At 64.4% G+C, this 12,345-nt stretch carries 11 protein-coding genes; 7 read left to right on the top strand and 4 right to left on the bottom strand.

Translation table 11 applies throughout. The annotated features are described in order from the left end of the window. Positions 1 to 203: 203 nt before the first annotated feature. Positions 204 to 1,358: a cysteine desulfurase family protein gene (locus AACG97_RS11045; RefSeq protein ID WP_009686427.1), complete on the top strand. Its 1,155-nt coding sequence runs from the start codon at positions 204 to 206 to the stop codon at positions 1,356 to 1,358. 1,107 nt (positions 1,359 to 2,465) lie between these two features. Here AACG97_RS11045 and AACG97_RS11040 read toward each other — a convergent pair. Further along, the gene (locus AACG97_RS11040; protein WP_029884991.1) at positions 2,466 to 3,119 is read right to left on the bottom strand and encodes an oxygen-insensitive NAD(P)H-dependent nitroreductase NfsB; all 654 of its coding nucleotides are present in this window, start codon (positions 3,117 to 3,119) and stop codon (positions 2,466 to 2,468) included. Positions 3,120 to 3,223: 104 nt separating this feature from the next. Between AACG97_RS11040 and AACG97_RS11035 the strand changes: the two genes are divergently transcribed. From AACG97_RS11035 to AACG97_RS11025, 3 genes are read left to right on the top strand one after another with little or no spacing between them, the layout of a single operon-like run. After that, a complete protein-coding gene (locus AACG97_RS11035) occupies positions 3,224 to 4,147 on the top strand; it encodes a LysR family transcriptional regulator (protein ID WP_009683964.1) in 924 nt (307 codons plus the stop codon). A 48-nt stretch (positions 4,148 to 4,195) separates the two neighbouring features. Continuing rightward, positions 4,196 to 5,026, top strand: a complete 831-nt coding sequence (locus AACG97_RS11030) for an AraC family transcriptional regulator (RefSeq protein ID WP_197885999.1) — start codon at positions 4,196 to 4,198, stop codon at positions 5,024 to 5,026. A gap of 49 nt (positions 5,027 to 5,075) precedes the next feature. Then, on the top strand, positions 5,076 to 5,660 hold the full coding sequence (locus AACG97_RS11025) for a LysE family translocator (protein WP_225785609.1): 585 nt from the start codon (positions 5,076 to 5,078) through the stop codon (positions 5,658 to 5,660). A gap of 52 nt (positions 5,661 to 5,712) precedes the next feature. On the opposite strand, the gene AACG97_RS11020 is transcribed toward AACG97_RS11025, so the two are convergent. After that, positions 5,713 to 6,912, bottom strand: coding sequence for a sugar transporter (locus AACG97_RS11020; protein WP_197885997.1), 1,200 nt, complete (start codon positions 6,910 to 6,912; stop codon positions 5,713 to 5,715). A 202-nt stretch (positions 6,913 to 7,114) separates the two neighbouring features. On the opposite strand from AACG97_RS11020, the gene AACG97_RS11015 reads away from it, so the two are divergent. Continuing rightward, positions 7,115 to 8,431: a hypothetical protein gene (locus AACG97_RS11015; RefSeq protein WP_232555147.1), complete on the top strand. Its 1,317-nt coding sequence runs from the start codon at positions 7,115 to 7,117 to the stop codon at positions 8,429 to 8,431. Positions 8,432 to 8,501: 70 nt separating this feature from the next. On the opposite strand, the gene calA is transcribed toward AACG97_RS11015, so the two are convergent. Beyond that, entirely contained in the window at positions 8,502 to 9,554 is a 1,053-nt protein-coding gene (gene calA, locus AACG97_RS11010) for a vanillin reductase (RefSeq protein WP_009683969.1), read from the bottom strand. 180 nt (positions 9,555 to 9,734) lie between these two features. On the opposite strand from calA, the gene AACG97_RS11005 reads away from it, so the two are divergent. Continuing rightward, positions 9,735 to 10,640: an AraC family transcriptional regulator gene (locus tag AACG97_RS11005; protein ID WP_029884985.1), complete on the top strand. Its 906-nt coding sequence runs from the start codon at positions 9,735 to 9,737 to the stop codon at positions 10,638 to 10,640. A 25-nt stretch (positions 10,641 to 10,665) separates the two neighbouring features. On the opposite strand, the gene thpR is transcribed toward AACG97_RS11005, so the two are convergent. Beyond that, complete coding sequence (gene thpR / locus AACG97_RS11000) at positions 10,666 to 11,232, bottom strand: RNA 2',3'-cyclic phosphodiesterase (protein ID WP_115293883.1); 567 nt, start codon at positions 11,230 to 11,232, stop codon at positions 10,666 to 10,668. Positions 11,233 to 11,391: 159 nt separating this feature from the next. Between thpR and lpxO the strand changes: the two genes are divergently transcribed. Then, positions 11,392 to 12,291, top strand: a complete 900-nt coding sequence (gene lpxO / locus AACG97_RS10995; RefSeq protein ID WP_029884983.1) for a lipid A hydroxylase LpxO — start codon at positions 11,392 to 11,394, stop codon at positions 12,289 to 12,291. Positions 12,292 to 12,345 lie beyond the last annotated feature (54 nt).

Raw genomic sequence — 12,345 nt, 5'->3', positions numbered from 1 at the left:
GCTGAAACCGGTCGATGCGTATCACGGTGTGCTGTGCGAAAGAATGAATTGAGAAAAATATTCTCCAAAAAGGCAATCAAATAGAACAAGCATGCAAATACGCCACAAATAGCCCAGCGGGAAGCGAAAAGCATCTTTCGACCGCACGATAGGCTGATGCCAACGATCGCCGACCCCACGGCGACAGACATGGACATGCCCCGATGCCTAACGCCCCGCTGTACTTCGATTACGCCGCCACTACCCCGGTCGATGACCGGGTGGTCGAAACCATGCTCGCCTGCCTTGGCCGCCAGGCCAACTTCGGCAACCCGGCCTCCAGTGGCCATGCCTACGGCCAGGCCGCCCGCAGTGCGGTGGACCAGGCCCGCCAGCAAGTGGCCGAGCGCATTGGCGCCCCGGCGGAAGCGCTGGTATGGACCTCTGGTGCCACCGAGTCGAACAACCTTGCGCTCAAAGGCGTTGCCAACGGCATCGACCACCCCGGGCACCTGGTCACCAGCCTGCTGGAACACAAAGCCGTACTCGACACCGTGGCCGAACTGGAGCGCCAAGGCTGGGCGGTCACGCGCCTGGCACCTGATGCCCGTGGCCTGATCCAGCCCGCGGCGGTACAAGCCGCGTTGCGCGCCGATACCCGCCTGGTATCGCTGATGGCCGTCAACAATGAACTGGGCACGGTCACCGACGTTGCCGCCATTGGCGAGTGCGTTCGCGCGCATGGCGCCCTGTTGCACGTGGACGCCGCACAGGCAGTGGGCAAACTGGCGATCGACCTGCGCGCGATGGCTGTCGACCTGATGTCGTTCTCGGCGCACAAGGTCTATGGGCCCAAAGGCATCGGCGCCCTGTACGTCGGGCCTCGCGCGCGCCCGGTACTGCGCGCACAGATCCACGGCGGTGGCCATGAACAGGGCCTGCGTTCCGGGACCTTGGCCACCCACCAGATTGCCGGCATGGGCAGTGCGTTCGCCCTGGCCGGGCAGCCTGGCGACAGCGAGTACCTACGCCTTGCGCAGCTGGCCACGCGGCTGCAGGAAGGCTTGCTGAAGTTGCCCGGGGTCAGCCTCAATGGCTGCGCCACGCAACGCATCCCGCACACCCTGAACCTGTGCATCGACAGCCCGGGCTTCAACAGTGCGGCGCTGGCCAGCGAACTGGCGTTGTCCACCACCTCGGCGTGCAACTCGGGCAGCAACATGGCGTCCCACGTGCTGCTGGCGCTGGGGCTGAATGAGCACCAGGCGCGCAACAGCGTGCGCCTTAGCATCGGCCGTTTCAGCACCGACGCCGAAGTCGACAAGGCGCTGGAGGTGTTTGCCAGGGTACTGGCTGCGGCGTCGGCAGCCTTGTGGTAACCCGCCTCTTGCGCGGGCCCTGTGGGAAATTCTATGGTTTCTGGCAAGGGTAGCCGCTGCATCTTCAGTGCCTGTGAGATCGAGCGCCGCCCGCGCGGCGCATCGCGAGCTACGCTCGCTCCTACGTTTGTTTCGGGCCAGTAACCCCTGTGCCAGATGCGCGCGGCCGCCTTGTTCGTACGACGCGATTTTGAGGCATGCGCCAAGGCGTTCGCGCGCAAATCCCACAGGAATAATTGGCCCGAAACAAACGTAGGAGCGAGCGCAGCTCGCGATGCGCCGCGCGGGCGGCGCTCGATCTCACAAGCGCTGCATATCTTGTGACAAACACCTATCAGCCCTGATGCGACCCCTGTGGGAGATTCTATGGTTCCTGGCAAGGGTAGCCGCTGCATCTTCAGTGCCTGTGAGATCGAGCGCCGCCCGCGCGGCGCATCGCGAGCTACGCTCGCTCCTACGTTTGTTTCGGGCCAGTAACCCCTGTGCCAGATGCGCGCGGCCGCCTTGTTCGTACGACGCGATTTTGAGGCATGCGCCAAGGCGTTCGCGCGCAAATCCCACAGGAATAATTGGCCCGAAACAAACGTAGGAGCGAGCGCAGCTCGCGATGCGCCGCGCGGGCGGCGCTCGATCTCACAAGCGCTGCATATCTTGTGACAAACACCTATCAGCCCTGATGCGACCCCTGTGGGAGATTCTATGGTTCCTGGCAAGGGTAGCCGCTGCATCTTCAGTGCCTGTGAGATCGAGCGCCGCCCGCGCGGCGCATCGCGAGCTACGCTCGCTCCTACGTTTGTTTCGGGCCAGTAACCCCTGTGCCAGATGCGCGCGGCCGCCTTGTTCGTACGACGCGATTTTGAGGCATGCGCCAAGGCGTTCGCGCGCAAATCCCACAGGAATAATTGGCCCGAAACAAACGTAGGAGCGAGCGCAGCTCGCGATGCGCCGCGCGGGCGGCGCTCGATCTCACAGGCGCTGCATATCTTGTGACAAACACCTATCAGCCCTGATGCGCCCCCTGTGGGCTGGCTTGCCGGCGATGAGCTGCAAAGCAGCCCAATGGCTGCCACCAGGGCTTGACTGCCTGGCATTACCCGGCTGCCACGCTTACAGGAAGGTGAATACCTGCGCTGCCGGCAAGCGCGACTTGCCCAGGCCGGCATTGAAGTCGGCCTCACTGCGATAGCCCAGGCAGAGCATCACCACGCTGGTGAACCCCCGCTCGCGCAAGCCCAGTTCGGCATCCAGCAGCTTGCTGTCGAAACCTTCAATGGGCGTGGCATCCAGCCCCAGCGCCGCAGCACCCAGCAACGCCGTGCCCAGGGCCAGGTAGGTCTGTTTCTCCATCCAGTGCTGCACGTCCTTCAGATCGAAGCGGTGCAGGTCAACGTAGTGACGGCGGCTCTGGTTTTGCGCCGCGCGCGCCTGGTCGTCCCGGAAGCGCCCGTCGGCGGCCTCCTGGTCCAGCACGCTGTCCAGGTGCGCTTCCGTCATTTCGGTACGGGTGCAGAACACGATCACGTGCGAAGCATCGAGCAGCTTCGGCGTGTTGTAGGCGTAGCCCTGCGAGGTGCTCTTGGCCAGCCGGGCCTTGCCTTCGGCGCTGTCGGCGACGATGAAGTGCCAGGGCTGGGAATTGACCGAGGACGGGCTGTGGCGCAGTTGCTCGAGCAAGGCATCGACCGTGGCCTGGGGAATACGGCGTGAGGCATCGTAGGCTTTGGTGGTGTAACGGCGCTTGGCCAGCGAGACGGTATCCATGCAACGACTCCAGGTATGAGCAGTGAATTTGCCGCTCATCTTATCTTTCCTGCAGAAAAGAAAAACCGGCACAATGCAGCAACACTTTCGGCCCTGGAGTGAAAATGCTGCGCATCGCAGACCTTGAGCTGTTCGCCCGTAGCAGCGTGCTGGGCAGCTTCACCGCCGCTGCCCACGAAGCGGGCTTGCTGCCTGGCCAGGTGGCTGCGGCCATCAAGCGCCTGGAGCGCGACCTGGACGTGCGTCTGTTCGCCCGCACTACCCGCAGCCTGCGCCTGACCGCAGAGGGCGAGCGCTACCTGCCGACCGCACTGAATGTGCTGGAGAGCCTGCGCCAGGGCCACGAGGACCTGCATGGCAACCCTGACACCCTGCGCGGTACGCTGCAGGTGTCGGCGCCCTCCGACATGGGCCGCAACATGCTGTTGCCATGGCTCAGCGCCTTCCGCCGCGAGCACCCGGCGTTGCAGGTGCGCTTCTTTCTCTCTGACCAGATCGCCGACCTCAACCGTGACCCGGTAGACGTGGCCATCCGCTATGGCCACAACCAGGACGCCAACTACATCGCCCTGCCGCTGGCTGCCTGGAACCGCCGGGTGCTGGTCGCCTCGCCCGACTACCTGGCCCGCCACGGCCGCCCACTCACCCCCGATGCGCTGCAGCAGCATGCATGCCTGTTGTACATGCAGCACAACCGGGTGTACGACAAATGGCAACTGGGCAACCGCACCGTGCAGGTGCGCGGGCCGCTGGTCAGCGACGACGCCGATGTCATCCGCCGTTTGGCCGTACAGGGTGAAGGCATCGTGTACAAGTCGTGGCTGGACGTCAGCGCCAACATAGCCACCGGCGAACTGGAGGTCGTTCTCCCCGGACTGCTCGGCGAATCGACCCCGGTCACGCTGGTTTGCCCGCATCGCAAACAGCTCACCCCAGCGGTAACCCAACTGCACCTGTGGCTACGCGAGCGCTTCGAGGCGCTGCGTGAACCGGCACTGGCCAGCGGCTGCACAATTGTTCCAGACTGAACTCAACCGTTACGCTAGGTTGGCGTTTTGAATCGGCGGCATGCCCCCATGAGCAACTGGATAGACTTCAAGCAGGACGCCGACACCGGCATCGAGTCGGTGCGGGCGCATTTTGTCGGGCATGCCTACGACCCGCACTGGCACGACAGCTTTCTGGTGGGCGTCACCGAACAGGGGGTGCAGCAGTTCAATTGCCGCCGGGTGCGCCACCGCAGCACACCCGGGCAGGTGTTCTTGCTCGAGCCTGGCGATATTCACGATGGCCTGGCCCCTACCGAGGAAGGCTTCACCTACTCCACGTTGTACCTCGACCCGCTCTGGCTCGACCAGCAATTGCGGTCGCTGTTCGAGCACGCGCCGGGCGGCAGCCTGCCGAGCTTTGCCGACACCCTTTGCCATGACCAACGTTTGGCAAGCGCCACCGCCCTCGCCTTCCGCGCGGTTCACGACCAGGACTTGCGCATCGTCCGGCAAACCGCCACCGACGAACTGCTTGCCCGCCTGACCTGCCACCTGCACTGGCGCCGGCGCATCAACCCCGACCCGCGCCTGCCGCTGAGCGCGCAGCGCGCGCGGGACTACCTGCATGCCAACCTGGAACGTGACATTGGCCTCGACGACCTGGCCCGGGCCTGCGGCATCGACCGTTTTCGCCTCACCCGGGCGTTCAAGGCCGCCTTCGGCATTGCCCCGCATGCCTACCTCATCCAACTGCGCCTGACCCGGGCGCGGCGGCTGCTCGCCCAAGGCCAGAGCTCGGCGCAAGTGGCCGTGGCCTTGGGCTTTGCCGACCAGAGCCACCTGGGCCGCTGGTTTCGCCGCGCCTACCAGCTGACACCGGCCGACTACCGCAGGCGCTGCTCAAATCTTCCAGACTGAACCGCTTGGCAACAGCGAGCATGGGGCTTTGATGCTCTGGAGCGTTCCCATGTCTCAGTCGATGCTGCCCTTCATCCTGTTTGCTTTGGTCGCCAGCCTCAGCCCGGGGCCAACCAACCTGTTGGTCATGGCGCACGGCGCCCGCCTGGGCGTACGGGCCAGCCTGTTGCCGATCCTGGCGGCCTGCTGCACGGCAGCGACGATTGTGCTGCTGGTGGGCCTGGGGCTGGGCGAGCTGTTGCTGCGCCACCCACTGGCACAACAACTGATGAGCTGGGCCGGAGCGCTGTGGTTGAGCGGGCTGGCGTGGAAAATGCTGCGCAGTGCCGGGGCACCGCTGCACGCGGGTACGGCGCAAGGCTTCAGCGCCCTCAGCGCCGCCTTGCTGCAGGCGGTCAACCCCAAAGTGTGGTTGATGGCCGTGGCGGTTGTGGGGGTGTTTGCCGCCCCCAGGTTACCGGTATGGCAGCTGGCGTTGGTGTTCTGCCTGGTTGCCCTGCCGTGCATGGGGGCATGGGCGGTACTGGGGGCAGGCAGCGCCCGCTGGTTGCAGGCGCCGCAGCGGTTACGGGTGTTCAACCAACTGTTGGCGGGGCTTTTGCTGATTTCAGCATGGGCGGCTGTGCTGGCCTGACGCCCTCCCGCCGGTTTGGGCTGCCGCGCAGCCCATCGCAGGGCCTGACCGGTCAGTGCGGTAATGCCTCTCGCAAGCGCCGGGCGCTGGCCACGGCCAGCAACAACCCGACCACCGCCACACTGCCACCCACCAGGCCGATGTACGCCACATCCAGCCGGCTGCTGACAATGCTGCCCAGCAGGGCCCCACCCCCGATGCCGATGTTGTAGATACCCGAGAACAGCGCCATGGCCACGTCGGTCGCATCAGACGCCAGCTTCAAGGTCCTGGACTGCAACGCCAGGCTGAAGCTGAGGATCGCTACCCCCCACAACATGCTCAGCACCGCGAACACGTAAAAGTTGCCTGACAGTGGCAACAGCAACAGCAGGCACGCCGCCAACACCCCCATCGAGCCCAGCAGGAAACCCTGCGGGAAGCGCTCGCTGTAGCGGCTGAACAACACTGAACCCAGTACCCCTGCGCCACCGAACAGCAACAGCAACAGCGTGGTGCGCTCGCCGCCGATCTGCGCCACGTGCAGAGCGAATGGCTCGATATAGCTGTACGCGGTGAATTGCGCAGTAATCACCAGGGTCACCAGCAGATAGGTGATGACCAGCGCCGGGCGCCTGAACAGGACCGGCAGGCTGCGTAACGACCCGGAGTTCTGACTGGGCAGCAGCGGCAATGACTTCATCAGGCACACCATGGTCGCCAGCGCTACCACGGCAATGCTCAGGAAGGTGATGCGCCAGCCCAGTGCCTCGCCCACCACACGCCCGAGCGGGATGCCAAGCACCATGGCCAGGGTGGTGCCGGTGGCCAGCAGGCCCAACGCCTTGGCCTGCTGCCCGGGCGGCGCCACGCGCACCGCCAGCGAAGCGGTAATGGCCCAGAACACTGCATGCGCCAGGGCAATGCCGATGCGACTGACCAACAGTATGGCGAAGCTTTGCGACAGCCAGGACAACAAGTGGCTGACGATGAACACCATGAACACCAACAACAGCAAGCGCCGCCGTTCGATGTTGCGGGTCAGCAGCATCATCGGCAGAGACGCCAGCGCCACCACCCAGGCATAGATGGTCAGCATCAGGCCGACCTGGGCAGTGCTCATCTCGAAGCTGCCGCCAATGTCACTGAGCAGCGCCACTGGAACGAATTCGGTGGTATTGAAAATGAAGGCCGCCAGGGCCAAGGCGATGACGCTAAGCCAACTGCCGCTGCCCGTGCCGGGTGGCAGGTGGCTGGGTACAGGTCCGTTCATTGTAGAAAGAGAGTCTCCGTGAAAAAGCAACAGGTCGCGCGCCAGGGCCCCCGTCTACGGGGTTGCCGACGTACGCATTGTCATGAATAGGAATGCCGGCATGGTACGCGTCACACCCGGGGCCAACAACCGCAAGTCGGGCATAAGGAGTACCATGCCCACTTGAAGTGAAACACGTTGCAGCAAGGAGCCCGATCCACTCATGGACAAGCAGTACCCCCAGCAGCAATGGCAGCAGGCGGTCATCGCCTATGCCCAGGCCGTCAACGACTACGTCGCACAAGGCCGCGCCCAAGGCTGGGACAATCTTCAAGAGCCACAAGTGCCCGCCACCGACCACCTGCTCGACGCCTGGCTGGCAGCCTTGCAGGCAGCCAACCGCCCGGGCTGCAGTGAGCAGCAACGCCAAGCCTTCCGCCAAGCCTGGCCGCCTGCCCACCAACCGCTGGTACCGTTGCTCGATGAGCATGGCCAGGGCATCAGCAATGTCCTGCTGCTGGGCGACGGTAGCCTGCTGGCGCGCATCGGCATGCCGCACGAAAAAGGCCAGGTGCTGCGTATCGATCGCCATGGGGTCACCCCGGTGATCGGCGTCGAGTGCTTCGGCCGCTGCCCGGCCCGTCGCTACTTTGCCCTGGGCAATGCGGAAGGCGTCCGGGTAACCGCTGGCTGGGGCGGCCCGCAGGTACAGCGCCTGGCCTGGCCGACCGGCCTGGAAGGGTTGCCGGCCGGCTACCCGTTCGAGCCGTTCGACCTGCCACCCGCGCCCACCGCATTGATCCCTTTCCCGGACGGCCAACGCGTGCTGCTGGTCAGTGCCGATGGCACCTTCGTGTTGGCCAGCGACGGCGCAACCCGCCTGCTGCCGCACCAGGCGCGGGTACTCGACGCCCTGGCCGAAGGCACCGAGCCGGAGGACATCAGCCTCGGGCTGAGCATGGAGCACGGCGCGGTGTCGGCCGATGGCCGCTGGGTCGTGGTGGGTGAGCAAGGCAGCCGGCACCTGGTGCTGGACGACCGGCTCAGGTTGGTGGCCGAGATTGGTCCCGGCAGCGAATACCCGCATTTCGCGCTGTTCAACCAGCGGGGTGACCAGTTGCTCCTCAACGCCTGCCACCTCTACAGCGGTGCCACGCTGGCGGTACGGGTAGCCGACCTGCCGGGGCTGCGCACCGATTACTACAGCCAGGACCCGCGCACCCCACTGGTGCAGGATGGCGCGCGTGTCTATGCCGGGGTGGCTCGCGCTGGCGAATACATCATCGGTGATGCCTACGGCTACCTGCGGGCCTTTGGCGAAGATGGCCAGGAGCATTGGCAGCACTACCTGGGCTCGACCATCAGCGCCATGGACATCAGCGCCGACGGGCGTACCCTGGTGGCCGCCAGCCATGCCGGGATTGTGGCGGAGATTGCCCTCGACAGCGGCCGGCCGGCGTGGCAGATCGGTACCGGCGCACATGGGGAGGTGCGCCGGTGGCTGTTCTGGAAGGGCTGGGACAAACCGCTGGCCTGGTAGCCAAGCCTGCCCCGGCCTGCCAGCCGGCCGCTTCGCGGCTTGCCCGCATAGCGGCCGGCGCTGGCCTCGATCAGGCCTGCAGCGTGGCCATGTCGATCACGAACCGGTATTTTACGTCACCGGCGATCATGCGCTCGTACGCCTGGTTGATATTGCGGATGTCCAGCATCTCGATATCGCAACGGATATCGTGTTCGGCGCAGAAGTCCAGCACTTCCTGGGTCTCGGCGATACCACCAATCAACGACCCCGCCAGCACCCGACGCTTCATGACCAGGTTGGCCGCATGCACGGCCGGGTCGATCGGCTCGATCAGGCCGACCAGAATGTGCACCCCGTCGAACTTCAGCGTTTCCAGGTACGGGTTCAGGTCGTGCTGCACCGGAATGGTATCGAGCAGGAAATCGAAACGGTCGGCCGCAGCGCGCATCTGCTCGGCATCGGTGGACACGATCACATGGTCGGCACCCTGGCGCCGCGCTTCTTCGGCCTTGGCCTGGGAGCGGGTGAACAAGGTCACTTCTGCGCCCAGCGCCTTGGCCAGCTTGATGCCCATGTGGCCCAGCCCGCCCATGCCCAGGATGCCGACCTTGTGCCCCGGGCCGACACCGTGGTGCTTGAGCGGCGAATAGGTGGTGATACCGGCGCACAGGATCGGCGCGGCGCTGGGCAGGTCCATGCCGGCCGGAATGCGCAGCACGAAATGCTCGCTGACCACGATGCTGCTGGAGTAGCCGCCCATGGTGTTGCTGCCGTCGACCCGGTCCGGGGTGGCGTAGGTCATGGTCGGCCCTTGCTGGCAGTATTGCTCCAGGTCCTTGGCGCACGCCTCGCAGTGGCGGCAGGAGTCGACCATGCAACCCACGCCTACCAGGTCACCTACCTTGTAGGCGGTGACCTGTTCGCCCGTGGCGGTGACGCGGCCGATGATTTCGTGGCCAGGCATCAGCGGGTATACGGCAATGCCCCATTCGTTGCGCGCCTGGTGGATGTCGGAGTGGCACACGCCACAGTACAGGATCTCGATGGCGACATCGTCCGGGCGCGGGCTGCGGCGCTCGAAGGTCATGGGCGCCAGGGGGCTGGTAGGGGTTTGGGCGGCGTAACCGATGGCGGTATACATGCTGGACCTCGCTGTAGAATGAAACGATTCAGTGGGGCAATTGTGCCCACCATTCGCCCTCGCGCCCACGGCTGATTCTCCGGCATGCATGCCTGATTCTCCGAACCTGCCTTTGTGCCACTGGCGCGATGCCGTCAATCTGCGATCATTAGGCTGTCTGATCCTCTGCCCTGGTTCATCATGCAACTGACCCGCCACGTCGATGCCAACGCGCCCCTCTGCGCCCTGATCCGCTGCCTGGCCACGCGCCCGGGCTTCGTGCCTACGCACCTGCCACAGGTGCAAGTACTGAGCTGGGACCACTATGTCGCCAGCAGCCCGCAGATCTACGAGCCCAGCCTGATGATCCTGGCCCAGGGCAGCAAGCTGGCGCGCCTGGGGCCACGCACCCTTGAGTACGGCGCCGGCCACTACCTGGTACAGGCGTTGTCGGTGCCCTTCATGTGTGAAACCTTCGCCACCCGCGAGGCGCCGTTGTTGGGCGTGGCGGTGGACATCGACCGTGGGGTGTTGGGTGAACTGGTACAAAGCATGGACCTGGCGCCAGACCCTGCCGTGCAGGCGCAAACACCGCAATCGATGACTTCCGCAGCACTGGATGCGCCCATGCGCGACAGTGTGGAGCGCCTGCTGCAGTGCCTGCAGGACCCACTGGATGCCAAAGTTCTGGGTCCGGCGAGGGTGCGTGAAGTACTCTACACCGCGCTGCGCGGCCCGCAGGCTGGGGTGTTGCGGGCGCTGGTGGAACAACAAGGGCACTTTGCCCGTATCGGCGCCGCCCTCGCCCACTTGCGCGAGCACTATAGCGAGCCCCTGAGCGTGGAGGCGCTCGCGGCGCGGGCCAACATGAGTGTTTCGACCTTTCACGAACACTTCAAGCGCTGCACCGACATGGCGCCCATGCAATACCTCAAACGCCTGCGGTTGCTCAAGGCCCAGCAAATGCTGATCGGCGAAGGCCTGGGTGTAGCCCAGACGGCGCACCGGGTGGGCTACCAGAGCACGTCGCAGTTCAGCCGCGAATACAAGCGCCAGTTCGAACGCAGCCCAGGGGATGAACTGCCTTACCAGAGCTTGCCGGTTTGACTGAAGGGCGGCGGGCAATCACCCGTCAGTCACCAGGCGTGGCACTTGAGGGCGCCAGTGGCCATTGCGCCAACGGCCAGTAGGCGCCCTTGCGCGATTCATACAACGTGAAGTGCGGGGCGCCGAGGAAAAACGCCGGCGCACTGCCGGCCTCTGGCAAATCGCCGCGATAATCCCTGGCAAGCGTCAGGTGCGGGCGGTAGTCGCGCTTGTCAGCTTGCCCGGCAAAAGGCAGCAGCGCCTGCTGCAGACCGTACACCAGGCGCATCAGCGCTGCTGGTACCTGCTGCGCCTCCAGTACCAGGGCGCTGGAGCGCTGCCACACCTGCAAGCGGTCAAGTGTCAACCGGGGTACCCTGCCCGGCAGCGCCAGTTGATCGACCGCCGCACAGATCGCCGGCACCAGAGCGGCATCCACATCGCCCAGGAACAGCAACGTGACATGAAAGTTGGCGGCCGGCACCGGTTTGCCGCTGCGCAGGTTCAGGCCGCGACGGAACTGGGCCAGAGCGCGGCGCTGGACATCGCTGACCGGCAAGGCGAAAAACAGCCGTTTGAACGGGCTGCCGCTGGGGCGTACATCATGGACCATGGTGACTCCTGGGCATGAAACGTTTGCGCACGACTGTAGGGCATTACACCAATGTCGGCCCACGGTTTCGTAACAATAAGTACAAACTGCCCACATGATTGTTTATGCTGGCGGGCTTATGCCATGGCGCATGGCCTTATTTTCGACAAGTAACCGTCCATGAAAATTGCACTCGTCCTCCTCTTCGTTCTCTCGATCGCGTACGTTCACCTGCGCGGTCGGGTCCGTCACAAGCTGACCCGCCAACTGGGCGATCACTCCAGCTTTCTGGCCCCGATCAACAGTTTTCTGTACCTGTTTTCCAAACACCCGGCTAAGCCATACCTGCCGGTCGAGGCCTTTCCCGAACTGAAACCGCTGCAGGAGCACTGGCAGGAAATTCGCGAAGAAGGGCGGCAACTGCTGCAGGTAGGCGAAATCAAGAAGTCCGACAACTACGACGACGTGGGCTTCAACTCGTTCTTCAAAACCGGCTGGAAGCGCTTTTACCTGAAGTGGTACGGCGAAAGCCACCCGTCGGCAATGGCCCTGTGCCCACGCACCACCGAACTGCTGCAAGGCATTGGCACGGTCAAGGCGGCCATGTTCGCCACCCTGCCACCGGGGGCCAAGCTGGTGCGCCACCGTGACCCGTATGCCGGCTCCTACCGCTATCACCTGGGCCTGGACACACCGAACGACGACGCCTGCTACATCGATGTAGACGGCGAGAAATACTCATGGCGCGACGGTGAAGGGGTGGTTTTCGATGAAACCTACATCCACTACGCGGCCAACAATACCGAGCACAACCGCATCATTCTGTTCTGCGATGTCGAACGCCCGCTCAAGTACCGCTGGGCCAGCGCGTTCAACCGCTGGTTCAGCCGCAATGTCATGGCGGCTGCCGCAGCACCCAACACCGCCGGAGACAAGACCGGCGGCATCAACCGGTTGTTCACCCGGATCTACAAGATCCGGGAACGCGGCAAGGCGCTGAAAAAGCGCAATCGCACGCGCTACTACCTGGAGAAGTGGGCGGTGGTGGCAGCGTTGCTGCTGGTGTTCATCTACATCTGAGTCCGTGTGTTGCCAGCGGCCTGTGCAGATGGTGTAGCCAAAGGCATGACTGGG

This window comes from Pseudomonas sp. Nvir (assembly GCF_963778085.1).
Taxonomy (GTDB): domain Bacteria; phylum Pseudomonadota; class Gammaproteobacteria; order Pseudomonadales; family Pseudomonadaceae; genus Aquipseudomonas; species Aquipseudomonas juntendi.
This window is presented reverse-complemented; position numbering and strand designations above follow the sequence as displayed.

Bases quoted from the DNA above. Each gene is read 5' to 3' on its own strand.
- AACG97_RS11025 (WP_225785609.1), top strand. From the start codon at position 5,076: ATGTCTCAGTCGATGCTGCCCTTCATCCTGTTTGCTTTGGTCGCCAGC.
- AACG97_RS11005 (WP_029884985.1), top strand. From the start codon at position 9,735: ATGCAACTGACCCGCCACGTCGATGCCAACGCGCCCCTCTGCGCCCTG.
- AACG97_RS11030 (WP_197885999.1), top strand. From the start codon at position 4,196: ATGAGCAACTGGATAGACTTCAAGCAGGACGCCGACACCGGCATCGAG.
- AACG97_RS11040 (WP_029884991.1), bottom strand. From the start codon at position 3,119: ATGGATACCGTCTCGCTGGCCAAGCGCCGTTACACCACCAAAGCCTAC.
- AACG97_RS11020 (WP_197885997.1), bottom strand. From the start codon at position 6,912: ATGAACGGACCTGTACCCAGCCACCTGCCACCCGGCACGGGCAGCGGC.
- lpxO (WP_029884983.1), top strand. From the start codon at position 11,392: ATGAAAATTGCACTCGTCCTCCTCTTCGTTCTCTCGATCGCGTACGTT.
- AACG97_RS11045 (WP_009686427.1), top strand. From the start codon at position 204: ATGCCTAACGCCCCGCTGTACTTCGATTACGCCGCCACTACCCCGGTC.
- calA (WP_009683969.1), bottom strand. From the start codon at position 9,554: ATGTATACCGCCATCGGTTACGCCGCCCAAACCCCTACCAGCCCCCTG.
- AACG97_RS11015 (WP_232555147.1), top strand. From the start codon at position 7,115: ATGGACAAGCAGTACCCCCAGCAGCAATGGCAGCAGGCGGTCATCGCC.
- thpR (WP_115293883.1), bottom strand. From the start codon at position 11,232: ATGGTCCATGATGTACGCCCCAGCGGCAGCCCGTTCAAACGGCTGTTT.
- AACG97_RS11035 (WP_009683964.1), top strand. From the start codon at position 3,224: ATGCTGCGCATCGCAGACCTTGAGCTGTTCGCCCGTAGCAGCGTGCTG.